Consider the following 12,724-nt stretch of genomic DNA (forward strand, 5'->3'; position numbering starts at 1 on the left):
CTATGCCCTCAGCAGCAAATGCGGCCGCCGTTTACTCCCCGGCGTCCTTGCGTGCCGCTGCCTCGCGCTGGGCGCGGTCGCCGAGCTGGCGCTGCAACAGCGGATCCAGCGTTATCGGCCGGTCCCAGTGGTCGAAACTGGCGACGATGGCGTGGCGCAGGGCACGCCAGCGCAGGTTGTCCGGTGGCGGTTGCAGGCCCGCCAACACCTCTTTCCAGCTGGCATCGGGCTGCTGTGCGCGCGCCTTCACCGCCGGGCGGCAGTTGCTGCCGCTGAGCCGGCCCCAGAAGCAGGCCAGATAGACATCGCCAGGCTTCCAGCCGTGGTCCTGCAGCAAAGCCTGCACATAGCCCGGGCGGGCACCGGCATAGCGCGCCAGTTCGTCCACAAACGCTTCCGGATAACGCGCGGCATAGGCGTTGATATCGGCCAGCTGCCGGTCAACCCAGGCATCGCCGGTGGCCGGCGCATAGGCCTCGGCCACCGCTGCCGGCACCGGCTGTTGGGCCAGTGCCGGGAATGCCAGCACGGCAGTGCTCAGCAAACCCAGCCGCAGCAGCAATGCCGCACGCCGCGTGGTTGGCCGCCAGCCTGCCGTTGTCACCTCAGCCGCCTTGCGCCGCTGCAGCCTGCGCGGCGACAGCACGTACCGCTTCGGGCCACTGGTGGGCGGTATCGGCGTGATGCAGCCGCGGTTCGTCGGCGGAAACACCGTGCTCGGCTTCATGTGCCCAGGTCATCGCGTACGGGGTATGGATGCCCCAGCCACCCAGCCCCAGCACCGGCTCGATATCCGAGCGCAGCGAGTTGCCGACCATCACGAAGCGCTCGGCCGGCATGTTGAACTCGGCCAGCACCTTGGCATAGGTGCCGGGGTCCTTTTCCGAGACGATCTCGATGCGCGGGAACAGATCCAGCAGGCCGGAACGCTCGATCTTCTGCTCCTGGTGGAACAGATCGCCCTTGGTGATCAGCACCACCGGGAATTCGGCGGCAATCGCTGCCACGGCGTCGCGGACGCCATCAATGACATCGACCGGATGCTCCAGGGTGCGGCGGCCGATCTCGACGATCTGGCGCAGGTCATGCGCGGAAATCTTCTCGTCGGTGAGTTCGATCGCTGCTTCCAGCATCGACAAGGTCATGCCCTTGGCGCCATAGCCGAATACGGCCAGATTGCGCCGCTGCACCTTGAGCAGATGCTGGGCGGTGCCGGCATCGTGCAGGTCGATGTAACTGCTCAGGATCAGGCCGAATTCGTGCTCGGCCTTCTGGTAATAGTCTTCGCTCTTCCAGAGCGTGTCATCGCCGTCGAAGCCAACCAGGCCGATGGCGGAAGGGGAGGTCTGCGTGTTCATGCCGCACAGGATAGCAATCTGTCCCGCAGTGAATAGGGGATTGCTCTGGGAAGGCCCCGATTGGTCAGTTGGATTGGCCGGTGGGGCAAAGCGCGAGGGCTTTCAGTTAAGGCGAAGATCAACTGCTAAAGCACCCCTCCCCGGCCCTCCCCTGCGCCAGGCGCAAGGGAGGGGGCAAAGCCGGCGCTGCGCGCGAAAGCCATCATCGTGCGAGATCAGCCCCCTCCCTTGCGCCTGGCGCAGGGGAGGGTTGGGGAGGGGTGCTCCTGAAGCTCCTCCATCAATCCGGATTACTTCTTCTGTGCAGCTGCATACGCCCGGTATTCCTCAGGCGTCAGCTTGCCATCCTTGTCGGCATCGGCCTGGTCGAACACCTGTGCCAAGCCGGCATTGGCCTGCGATTCGGTCTTGGTGATGGCGCCATCACCATCGGCATCCACATCAGCCCAGCTCTGGCCACCACCTGCCGCTGCCGATGCCTTGGCCGCGCTGCTCGATGCACTGGCTGCAGCGTTCTGCGCCTGATCAGCCGAATCCTGTGCCTGCGCGGCCTGGGCCTGTGCAGCGGCGGCCTGATCCTGTGCATCCTGCGCCATGGCCGGCAATGCAAGCGCGGAACCTACGATGGCAACCAGGGCGAACAGCGGAGTGCGATTACGAACGGTCATCAGGTCTTCCTCGTGTGTTGGCAAAAGCGCGGAAATTCCGCACACCCCAACCCTGACAAGCTGCGACTGAATCGTTCGTACCCCATAAAACAGCGGACAACATCCTGTTAACCACTTGCGCCAGTTCAGCGGTTACCGCCGACGTTAGCCATGCATGAAACGAACGTAAGCCGATGATTAGAGCGTTCCATCCACCGCCACTATCGCCGCACATCTCGCCGTTCAAGCACCATCGGTGGCATCAGCCAGCGGTTGCCGCGAACTGAACAGCAACCAACCCAGGCCAACTCCCACAGCCACACCGATCAACTCAAGCAGCACGCGCGTGCCCAACTGGTCCGGGTCATGGATCGAAGCCAGCGCCAATTTGGCGTACAGCGGCGACTGCAGATTGATCATCCCCAGCGAGAACAGTTTCCAGCTATCCACACCGGCTGCGATGGCCGCCGCTATCAACGCGGCATAGGCGATGGCATGACCATGCCGCAGCCCGGTGCGGCGGCAGACCTGCCACCACAGCGCGAACACCACAAAGCCAATGGCCAGGGCGATCAAACCCGCCTCAAGCGAGCCCAGCAGGCCGTAATGCAGAACCAGATTCATGGGCGCAGCGCGGTCCATTCGAGGGACTGCAGTCTAACCGCCCCTGTGCCGGCTAACGCACCGGGAAGTCGTACGCCGTGGTCGGCGTGGGCTCGGGCTTGAAGGTGTAATGCCACCATTCCATCGGATAGTTGGCAAACCCCTGCGCCTGCATGGCGTCCAGCAGCAGTTGCCGGTTCTGCTTTTGCGCCGCGCTGATATCGGGATTGGCGGTATGCGCGAGCACATCGAAGCGATCGAAACCGGTGCCCATGTCCATTGCAGCGCAGGGCCCGTTGCGGCAGTCCAGCACGCCAAGGTCCACCGTGGCCGCGCGGCTGTGGCCGGAGGTCTCGGCGATATACCCGTCCAGCAGCCGGCTCTTGTCGATATTGGGGTAATAGCGCTGCTTGGCGAGCTGATCCTTGCCGTCGTGCACCCAGGCAACAAAGGACGTCACCGAATGCACCGGCCGGTAGCAGTCGAAAACCTGCAGGCGGTAGCCCTGTGCACGCAGGCCGCGCTGCACACGTGCCAGCGCCTGGGCAACCGGCTGCAGCAGATAGCAACGCGGCGCTTCGTAACCCGGCACGATGCGGCCGGTGAAGTTGTCGGTGCCGGCGTAGCGGATGTCCAGCGCGATATCCGGCGCCAGCGTGGTGACGTCGACGATGCCGGCCTGGGCAGGTGTTCTTGCTGCAGACACCTGCACTTGCTGAGCAAGCGCGTTCAATGGCAACAGCGCCAGCAACAACGGTAGCGATCTAGCGGCAATCGCCACGGCGTTGGAATTCCAGATCAGGGTAGTCATAGCTGAAGTCGATATCCGGGTCGATGGCGCGTAGTTGCAGCCGTGGTTGTTGCGCGTCGCCGGAGAACTCCAGCCACGCATCGGCATCTTCACCCAATCCCTGCCAGGCCACATACCAGCGCTCACCTGCGCGCATCACCTGCCCGGTCATACGCGGTGACTTGACCGAGGCAAACTGCAGCTTGCCATCGCGTGGGCACACGGACACCTCGCCAAACCATGGGTCCTGCCAGATACCGGCTTTGTCGCCGAACTCCGCCGGCGTGGCGGCACGCGCCGCCGGCAAGGCCGGGCGCACGTGACCGGCCGAGCGTCGCTGCGCGGCCGCTTCGTCGATCAACCGAGCGTAATGCAGCACATCCTGGTTTGCGGCCGCTGCGGTGTAATGCTTGAGCATGGCCTGCATCAGCGCGGTACGTGCGTCTTCGCCCTCACCGTTGATCAGGATCACAACACCGGTCCTGCGGTCGGGCAGCAGGGCCAACGAGGAATACATGCCAGACAGGGTGCCGGTGTGGGCGACCTTCCATTGCCCATCCATATCCGACAGACGCCAGCCATAGCCATAAGCGTAGAAGTGCGTGTTGTCCCAGTCGCGCAGGCGCTGGCTGATCGGCATCGGCATATGCGCCGTCCACAATGCGCGACGCTGGGTGGCATCCAGCCAGCCCGGTGCCCGCGCCGGATCCAGCAACACCTGCATCCAGCGAAGCATGTCATTGAGGCTGCAGCGCACACCGCCAGCGGCCATCGATGGAAAATCGCTGACCTGGGCCGGATCACGCTCGGCGGCGATATTGCGCCTGCCATCACGCTGATGCGGCTGGGCGATATTGCCAAGCGCCGCCGGTGACCACGCGCCTACCTGGCAGCGTTGCATGCCCAACGGCTGGAAGATTTCCTCGCGCACCAGCTGCGCGTATGGCTTGCCACCAGCAGCAGCGGCGACTTCGCCGGCAACCACATACATGAGGTTGTCGTAGGCGTACTCACTGCGGAAGCTGCCGGTCGGCTTCAGATGCGCCAAGCCGGCAATGATGTCATTGCGATTAAAGTTGTTTGGTTCTGGCCACAGCATCAGATCACCAGCGCCCAAGCCGAGGCCGCTGTTGTGGATGAGCAGATCACGCACCTGCATGTTGCGCGTCACCCACGGGTCCTGCATGCGGAATTGCGGCAGATGCCGGGTGACCTGGTCGTCCCAACGCAGCTTGCCGGCCTGCACCAGCCGCGCCAGCACTGCCGCCGTCATCGCCTTGGTATTGGAGGCGATCTTGAACAGGCTGTCGTCATTGATTGCCGCGCCCTGCCCTGCAACCAGCTCACCGCGCGTACCGCGATAGACAAGCTTGCCGTCCTCGATCACGCCCATGGCGATACCGGGCAGCTGGTAATGCTGCACAGCCTGATCGAGCAGGGCGTCGAAGGGCGCGCTACCCGCATTCTCCGCAGCCACTGCCTGCGTTGTTCCACCCAATGCGACGCTTGCGGCGAACAACCAGATCCTCAATCCCACGATCACTCCTCCCAAAAGCGAACGGCCCGCCGAAGCGGGCCGTTCTTACAAGCTACATCAGAAGTTCCAGTTGACCATCAGCTGCGCATAGCGCGGTGCCTGCCAACGTGTCCCGGTACCGAAGGTGTCGCGCATGACACCCGGCTGACCTTCGTAACGGGCAGCCACGTTGATCACTTCCTGGGTATTGATCAGGTTGTAAACCGACAGGCTGGCCTTCAGGTCAATACCTTCGACCGGCAACGTCCAGGTGACGGTAGCTCCCAGGTTGTAGGTCCACGGCATGCGGCCGAAGTCACCGCGCGGCGAGTAACGGTATACGCGGTCCTGCCACGCGCCACTGCACTTGTCCACGCACAGCCAGCCGGTACCGCCACCACTGCCGGTGCTCGTGTAGCTGGCCACTGCGGTGTTCTCATCCGGCCAGGTCACACCGAATGCAGTGATCGGACCACCGGACAGTGCCGTGAACGTACTGCCAAACGACCACATTTCATTGAGCTTGTAGCTGGCACGCAGCTTGATCTGGTGACGATGGTCGTTGAACAGATCGCCATAGCGCTGGTTGTTGGCGGGGTGATCCCAATGCTGGACCATGCCGGTATCGGCGTAGTTGGTATCCGAGTTGACCGGACCTTCGTGGTTGCCCGAGGACTTGGACCACAGGTAGGACGCGTTGAACGCCCACTTGTCATCCCACGCACGATCGATCTGGACCTCGATCGACTTGTAGGTACGCTTGGGCTTGGAGTAACCGACGATTTCCTCGCTGCCGGCCTTGATGTAGCCCTCCTTGGAGGTATCGATCGTGACCCAACCGTCCTCAGCACAACCCTGCGCCTTGGTGCCCCACAGGGTCAGCTTGTCACCCGGATTGGCGATCGGCCAGAGATTGCCATGTCGCTTTCCGCACAGCGCATTGATGCGCATGTCATCCATCGCATTGGGCATGCGCCGGTAAGTACCGGTGACACCCCACGACCACGCCTGGTTGATCATCGTCTGGAAGCCGAGGATTGCCTCGTCCTGGTAGACCGCATCCAGATCGCGGTCCACGCTTTGACGCAGATCCTGTACGGCGATGTTCTGGGACTGATCAACCGGGCCGATCTGTGCACCGACGATAGGCGCCATGTACGGCGCGCCGGTGACGGGGTTGGCCTGCTGATTCCAGCCATCCAGCGCATAGTAGGTGTACTCGTCCAGCAGGCCACCGGCAAAGTTGTAGCTCAGGATGCTCGGGATTGGCATGTAGTAGCGGCCAAGGTTACCGAACAGCTTGGTGCTGCCGTCACCCTTCATATCCCACGAGAAGCCCAGACGCGGCGAGAACAGATTGTCCTGCTTGGTGAACGTGGTGCCCACCGTGGTCATGTTCTCGAAATTATCCATGCGCACGCCGAGGTTCAGCATCAGGTGCGGGGTGACGTTCCAGTTGTCTTCAAGATAGAAAGCGCTGGCCTTGATATCGAACACGCCACCATCTGCGCGCTCACGTGCACGCAGGATGGCGTTGACGCCGCCCGGGACCACCGCGCCGTTATCAAGCAGATTGCCCGGCTTGGTGCCGTAGGCGGTGTAGTACTTGCGGGTAGGCCCTGGGTACTTCGTCTTGCGGTCAGTGGTCATCAGCTCGTGATCCCAACCAAAGCGCAGCTGGTGGTCACCCAATACCCACTCGAAATCCAACCGCTTGGCGATGCGCTCATCTTCATGATCGACGACCGTGCCACCCGGATGGCAGCCCAGCACCGGGCTGCCCATCGCCCGATAGGTGGCGCCATAGCTGGCGTTCTCATAGGTGACGTAGTCGCACAATGCATCGGCCGGTGAGCGGTTGTAGCTGCTGCTGCGGTTGATGCCGTACATCGCCTTGGCAGTGAAATTGTCACCGAAATGACCGGTATAGGTCACCGAACCGCTGGTGCCGCCGCTGGAAGCGGTGGATTGGCTTGGAGCGCCGCTGCCGATGGTCGAGCTGGCGAAATCGTAGGTGTAGATATCAGAATCAACATCACCCTTGTCGGAGAACGCCATCAACTCCAGAAGGTGGTTGTCACTGATATTCCAATCCAGCTTGGTGCCCCAGAAACCATTGTTCGACTCGGCCTTGGTCCAGCTGTTACCTGCAGCATTGGTATTGCCGGAGTTGGTATCCCGCTGCTCATACATGGCAAACAGGAACAACTTGTCCTTGATCAGCGGACCGGACGCCCAGCCGTTGGTCTTGGTGAAGCTGCGACTATCATGGCTGGACCGGACATTGGTCCTGCCATCCTTGTAGTAGTGATCATCCGCTTTCGAGCGGAACGCAGACGGTTCAAAAGTGACCGACACGCCACCCTTGAGCTCGTTGCTGCCCGAACGGCTGACCGCATTGATCACACCACCTGTGGAACGACCGAACTCAGCCGAATAGCCGCCGGTCTTGATCTGGAATTCTTCAAAGAATGCGAACGGTGCGCTGGAGAAACTCTGCCGCTTGTAGAAATCGGTAACGTTCAAGCCGTTGATGAAGATCGAGTTCTCGGCCACCGAGGAGCCGCCGAACGAGATGCCTCCAAACGACGAATTACCAGCGATCACACCGGGCGCCAGCATCGCCACCGAGGACAGATCCTGCGGCACCGGCATGCGCGCGAGGTCTTCGCGATTGATATTGAACGAGGACTCGGTGGAGTAGACATCCACGCGATTGACAATCCTCGAACCAACAACCTGCACCGAATCCAGGTTTACCGCATTGCCCGAGCTACCCCCACCCAGGTTGACGCTGGTAGTGCCACCCAGCGACACATTGACCGCCACCGGCTCCTTGTCGACTTCCCCGTCCCGCTTGACCTGCAGGCTGTAATCGCCCACCGGCAACTGGCTCAGACGATAAGAACCATCGCTGCCGACGGTGACGCTGCGGGTCAAACCCGTTGCTTTATTTACGACGGTGATCTGGTCACCGGAGTTTGCACGGCCGGCAATCGCACCGTTCGCACTTTGTGCCATCACGCTTGGCGCGATGACGCCAAGACAGGCACCCAATGCGACGGTCAGTGCCGCCCTTTTCAACATTTTCCTGTTCATCCCCTGCTCTCTCCTGCAGATGTAGATCGGTAAGTAAGACAACGGTTACGACGTTCTATTACTTGGACTCCGGCGCCAAGATCTCGGTCTCGAAGTCGTATTGCCACTGGTTGAAGTAAAGGTTCCCCCCTTCCCACTCAACCTCACCTCGTTGCAGATCAACGGTCTCCGAACGGAAGTGCTGCTTGGCAGGCACGAACGCGCGTGAGTAGTCATCGTTGAACGCGATGCGGTAGGCATCCAGCCCGCCGAAATAGAAATTGCGCTGCGCCGGAAGCTCGCTGTTCAGTGCGCCGGTGCTTACATCCATCGGCACCCAGCCGTAGGGCGCAAGATAGAGCGCGCCCCAATCGTGCAGATTGTTGTAGCCGACCTCGTTGTCCGAATAGACCATACCCGACTGCCAGCGCGCCGGAATGCCGTTCATGCGCAGCAGCGAGATCAGCAGCAAGGTCTGCTGGCCGCAATCGGCGTGACCGGCGTGCAGCGCGTAGTCGGAAATATTGCTGATCGTCGAGTATTCGCGGGCGCCGCCCCAGGGAATCGCATCCACCGCGTCGAACAACTTCTTGGCCACACGATACGGATTGGTTTCATTGCCCACCGCCTTGCGCGAGAACTCACGCATGGCCGGAGTGAACACCACATGCGGTGCGCGTTCGGCCAGGTAGGGCGCAAGCGCCGGGTCTCGCGGCGTTGGCAGTACCTTGTCCGGGTCGATGATGAAACGACGCGCGGAGATCGTCAGCTCATAGCTGACCGAAAACTCGGTCGGCGTGCCGGCAACGGCCTTGCGTTCCAGATAGGCGGTGCGTTGCAGCGTGTCTTCCGGCGCGACCTGCGCGCCCTGCGGCACGCTGGCCAGCCATTGGATGTTCTCCTGCTGGCCGGGGATGGACCGCGGATACGGCAGCCATGCGCGCACGGTCTGCCCGGCAGGTACCGCGTCGGCTTCGACCTTGATCGATTGGGTCACGCGCACCCGACGCGGAGTAATGCTGGTCTGGCCGCTCTGCTCCGAGGCCTTGATCACCTCGACATGGTGCTTGCCCAGCCGCTCGTACGGGCCGGGGCGGGAAACACGCTTGTCCAGCGGCCGGCGGTTGGACGCCTCGGCACTGAACAGGAATAGATTATTTGGCGCGCGCTTGAACCAGCGACGCTGACCATCGATGTCCAGGTGCTCGATCAGCCCGGCGGCATCCCAGGCGGCGAACTCTTCATCGCGCAGGTCCGGCACCGATTTGCGTACGGCAGCCTTGGCCTGGGCTTCGTCGAGGGTGAAATCCAGACGGATGCGGCGCATGCGTTCGCGCTGGAACAGGTAGGACGCGCGGGTATCGGCGTCCACGCCAGGTGCAGCCAAGGCCTTGTCGATCTCAGCCTGGGCTCCGGCAAAATCGCCACGGTCCACGCGTGCCGCAAGCTCGGGCAATGGCTTGGCGGGCGCCTCGGCGGCATGGACGGTACAGGCCATGCCCATGCACAAGGCAGTGGCGAGGACCTTGCGGGCGAACGGTACGCGGGCAAAGCGGGCAGAATCGGCGTTTGATGCCACGGCAACACTTCCACGTGCGGGGTGGTTAACGCTGTTTAACACGCACCCGGTACACGGTCAATAATTTATTCTTGCTTTCGTCGGAGAAAGGAATAAATATTCCAGAGCATCAACGAGGGGAACTCTCAATGCCTGCTTTGCCGCCGCTGTCGCAGCGCCGACGTCTCGCCCCGCTTGCGCGGGCCTTGATCCTTGCCACAGCGCTGTGCGCCGGGCCGGTTTTCGCCTTGTCGCCGCCACCTGCGGCCACTCCGGTGCCCGGCTATGCCGGCATCATCGGCCTGCAACCGGACCTGCTGGCGCCGCAACCGTGGATCGCCGCGCTGCCCAACGCCGATGCGGTGATCCTGGACCGGGCCGCAATCGACGCGCAGAACGCGCACATGCGCCAGCTCGATGCCTCCATCATCGACCTGCACACGCTGCCGGCGCTACTGCCACAAGTATGGGTGCGCGAGCAGATCGGCAAGATTTCGCGCGCGCCCAGCCGCACCCTGTATGACGTCAAGGGTCGCGAGGTCGGCGCCGCCCAGTTGCAGGCGGTTACCGCCAACCTCGGTCTGGACGCGGTTCCGGCCAGCCGCCCGATCCAATACGGGCTGGTCGTGCACCGCGCCGCGCTGCGCGCCTTCCCCACCGAGCTGCGCGTGTTCAGCAGCCAGGGCGATACCGATATTGACCGCTTCCAGGAGTCGGCGCTGTTTCCCGGCGACGCGGTGGCGGTGCTGCATGAAAGCGCCGACGGCAAGTGGGTATTCGTTGCCAGCGAGCGCTATGCAGCGTGGATGGAGAAGCGCTTCGTCGGCGTCGGCAGCGCCGAGCAGGTGTTCGGCTACGGCGCCAAGGGGCCGTACCGGGTAATCACCGCCGGCAAGGCTTTCACCGCGCATACGCCGGAAGAACCGCGCGTCTCCGACCTGCAGCTGGAAATGGGCGTGCGCGTGCCGGTACTGGCTGATTGGCCGGTGATGGATCCGGTCAATGGCCAGCAGGCCCACGCCGGCCATGTGATCCAGCTGCCGGTGCGCAACGACGATGGCAGCCTGGCGTTGGTGCCGGCGCTGCTGCCGCGTTCGCAGGAATCGGCCAGCGACTACCTGCCGCTGACCCAGGCCAACCTGATCACCCAGGCCTTCAAGTTCCTCGGCGAGCGCTATGGCTGGGGCCATTCCTACGACACCCGCGATTGCAGCGGCTTCGTCTCGGAGATCTACCGCAGCTTCGGCGTACTGCTGCCGCGCAATACCAGCGCGCAGGCAATCAGCCCGGCCTTGAACCGCGTGGCGTTCACCGACAAGGACAGCAAGGCCAAGCGCAATGACGCCATCGCCAAGCTGCAGGTCGGCGACCTGATCTACATCCCCGGCCACGTGATGATGATGCTCGGTCAGGTCAATGGCATGACCTGGGTTATCCACGATACTTCCGGTGGCAGCTGGTTCGACGCCAGCGGCAAGCGAGTGCATGCCAGCCTCAACGGCGTATCGATGACCCCGCTGCAGCCGATGATGGCCAGCGACACCGCCAGCTACATCGACCGCATGACCAACATCCAGCGCATCCGCCTGCAAGACACCAAATGAAGATCACCGATATCGAATTGGGCATGCTCCGCGTGCCGTTGAAAACCCCGTTCAAGACCGCGTTGCGCACCGTGGAAACGGTGGAAGACATCGTGGTGATGGTACGCACCGACAGCGGCAACACCGGTTACGGCGAGGCCCCGGCCACGGCGGTGATCACCGGCGATACGCACGGCTCGATCATCGAAGCCATCAACAGCTTCATCAAGCCGCGCCTGATCGGCGAGGACATCAGCAACCTCAACCGCATCTGCGGCTTGATCCAGACCTCGCTTGAGCGCAACACCAGCGCCAAGGCGGCGGTGGAAATCGCCATCTACGATCTGTGGGCACAGCTGCACGGGGCACCGCTGTACCAGATGCTGGGCGGCGGCGATCCGGTGATCACCACCGACATCACCATCAGCGTGGATTACATCGACAAGATGGTGGCCGATTCGCTGTCCGCACTGGACCGTGGCTTCGAGTCGCTGAAGATCAAGGTGGGCAAGGACATCGGCCTGGACATCGAGCGGGTCAAGGCCATCCACGCCGCCGTCGAAGGCCGTGCATTGTTGCGCCTGGACGCGAACCAGGGCTGGACCGCCAAGCAGGCGGTGTATGCGATGAGCGTGCTGGAAAACGCCGGCGTGGTACTGGAGCTGCTGGAGCAGCCGGTGAAGGCGGCGGACATCGCCGGCATGAAGTACGTCACCGAGCGCGTCAACACACCGGTGATGGCCGATGAAAGCGTGTTCAGCCCGCACCAGGTGTTTGACCTGATCCAACAGGGTGCAGCCGACATCATCAACATCAAGCTGATGAAGACCGGCGGCATTTCCAATGCCATCAAGATCGCTGATATCGCCTCGTTGTACGGCGTGCCGTGCATGATCGGCTGCATGCTGGAATCCAGCATCAGTGTGGCGGCGGCGGTACACCTGGGCGTGGCCAAGTCGGGCGCGATCAGCAAGGTGGATCTGGATGGCCCCTCGTTGAGCCAGTTCAATCCGGTGGTAGGCGGGGTGATCTTCAACGAATCGGAGATCAGCATCACCGACGCGCCGGGCCTGGGCATCATCGAGGTACGCGGGCTGGAGATGATCAAGCCGTGATCACGCAGGCGGCAACCGTTCTCTCCCCGGTTGCCGCCGCCGTGGTCGCGCATGCGGGGCGAACTGAAACAGCGCCGGCAATGCCCGGCGCTGTTTTGTTTTGGGGAGCTGCCCAGCCTTCAGCATCTGCTCCTGCTCTAGCCCCCTCCCTTGCGCGCAGCGCAGGGGAGGGTTGGGGAGGGGTAGTTTTTGCTCCTGCCGTTGCTGTTGCCGTTGCCGTTGCCGTTGCCGTTGTTCCAGCTTTTGCTCCACCGGGTCCCCTTCCGCAGCGACGGAGCCGACGGACAAGACCCCGCAGGGGCGGCGTGCATGGATGCACGTCGTTTTTCGACGAGACAGGGACGTCTCGCCGAAAAATCCCGGCGGCGGAGTGGACCCGCGGCGCGCAGCGGCGTGGGCGCGGAGGCAGGGTGTGCTTTCTTTGGGCCACCTTTCTTTGCACAAGCAAAGAAAGGTGTGCTCGCGCCCCGAAGGGG

At 62.7% G+C, this 12,724-nt stretch carries 10 protein-coding genes; 2 read left to right on the forward strand and 8 right to left on the reverse strand.

Going from position 1 to position 12,724, the window contains the following annotated elements:
* Window positions 1-31: 31 nt before the first annotated feature.
* The 8 genes from ABE493_RS12465 to ABE493_RS12500 all read right to left on the reverse strand — a co-directional run bounded on the left by ABE493_RS12465 (window position 32) and on the right by ABE493_RS12500 (window position 9,490).
* Window positions 32-604 carry a hypothetical protein gene (locus ABE493_RS12465; RefSeq protein ID WP_346499233.1) on the reverse strand — a complete coding sequence of 191 codons (573 nt, stop codon included), beginning with the start codon at window positions 602-604 and terminating at the stop codon, window positions 32-34.
* 1 nt (window position 605) lies between these two features.
* The gene (locus tag ABE493_RS12470; RefSeq protein ID WP_346499234.1) at window positions 606-1,358 is read right to left on the reverse strand and encodes an HAD family hydrolase; all 753 of its coding nucleotides are present in this window, start codon (window positions 1,356-1,358) and stop codon (window positions 606-608) included.
* Between the two features lie 290 nt (window positions 1,359-1,648).
* Window positions 1,649-2,026 (reverse strand): EF-hand domain-containing protein, encoded by a 378-nt coding sequence (locus tag ABE493_RS12475; RefSeq protein ID WP_346499235.1) that lies wholly within the window; start codon window positions 2,024-2,026, stop codon window positions 1,649-1,651.
* Between the two features lie 222 nt (window positions 2,027-2,248).
* Entirely contained in the window at window positions 2,249-2,629 is a 381-nt protein-coding gene (locus ABE493_RS12480; protein ID WP_346499236.1) for a hypothetical protein, read from the reverse strand.
* Window positions 2,630-2,681: 52 nt separating this feature from the next.
* A complete protein-coding gene (locus ABE493_RS12485) occupies window positions 2,682-3,419 on the reverse strand; it encodes a M15 family metallopeptidase (protein ID WP_346499237.1) in 738 nt (245 codons plus the stop codon).
* Entirely contained in the window at window positions 3,373-4,929 is a 1,557-nt protein-coding gene (locus ABE493_RS12490; RefSeq protein ID WP_430980771.1) for a serine hydrolase domain-containing protein, read from the reverse strand. Before ABE493_RS12490 ends, ABE493_RS12485 begins: the two co-directional genes overlap by 47 nt.
* A gap of 63 nt (window positions 4,930-4,992) precedes the next feature.
* A complete protein-coding gene (locus tag ABE493_RS12495; RefSeq protein WP_346499238.1) occupies window positions 4,993-8,013 on the reverse strand; it encodes a TonB-dependent receptor in 3,021 nt (1,006 codons plus the stop codon).
* Between the two features lie 58 nt (window positions 8,014-8,071).
* The gene (locus tag ABE493_RS12500; protein ID WP_346499243.1) at window positions 8,072-9,490 is read right to left on the reverse strand and encodes a transglutaminase-like domain-containing protein; all 1,419 of its coding nucleotides are present in this window, start codon (window positions 9,488-9,490) and stop codon (window positions 8,072-8,074) included.
* A gap of 209 nt (window positions 9,491-9,699) precedes the next feature.
* On the opposite strand from ABE493_RS12500, the gene ABE493_RS12505 reads away from it, so the two are divergent.
* Window positions 9,700-11,154, forward strand: coding sequence for an SH3 domain-containing protein (locus ABE493_RS12505; protein WP_346499239.1), 1,455 nt, complete (start codon window positions 9,700-9,702; stop codon window positions 11,152-11,154).
* Window positions 11,151-12,248 (forward strand): dipeptide epimerase, encoded by a 1,098-nt coding sequence (locus ABE493_RS12510; RefSeq protein ID WP_346499240.1) that lies wholly within the window; start codon window positions 11,151-11,153, stop codon window positions 12,246-12,248. The genes ABE493_RS12505 and ABE493_RS12510 overlap by 4 nt, the downstream gene beginning before the upstream one ends.
* The last annotated feature ends 476 nt before the right edge of the window (window positions 12,249-12,724 follow it).

The organism is Stenotrophomonas terrae (genome assembly GCF_039674165.1).
GTDB classification, from domain to species: Bacteria; Pseudomonadota; Gammaproteobacteria; order Xanthomonadales; family Xanthomonadaceae; genus Stenotrophomonas; species Stenotrophomonas terrae_A.

Bases quoted from the DNA above. Each gene is read 5' to 3' on its own strand.
- ABE493_RS12470 (WP_346499234.1), bottom strand. From the start codon at position 1,358: ATGAACACGCAGACCTCCCCTTCCGCCATCGGCCTGGTTGGCTTCGAC.
- ABE493_RS12475 (WP_346499235.1), bottom strand. From the start codon at position 2,026: ATGACCGTTCGTAATCGCACTCCGCTGTTCGCCCTGGTTGCCATCGTA.
- ABE493_RS12480 (WP_346499236.1), bottom strand. From the start codon at position 2,629: ATGAATCTGGTTCTGCATTACGGCCTGCTGGGCTCGCTTGAGGCGGGT.
- ABE493_RS12485 (WP_346499237.1), bottom strand. From the start codon at position 3,419: ATGACTACCCTGATCTGGAATTCCAACGCCGTGGCGATTGCCGCTAGA.
- ABE493_RS12495 (WP_346499238.1), bottom strand. From the start codon at position 8,013: ATGAACAGGAAAATGTTGAAAAGGGCGGCACTGACCGTCGCATTGGGT.
- ABE493_RS12500 (WP_346499243.1), bottom strand. From the start codon at position 9,490: ATGGCCTGTACCGTCCATGCCGCCGAGGCGCCCGCCAAGCCATTGCCC.
- ABE493_RS12505 (WP_346499239.1), top strand. From the start codon at position 9,700: ATGCCTGCTTTGCCGCCGCTGTCGCAGCGCCGACGTCTCGCCCCGCTT.
- ABE493_RS12510 (WP_346499240.1), top strand. From the start codon at position 11,151: ATGAAGATCACCGATATCGAATTGGGCATGCTCCGCGTGCCGTTGAAA.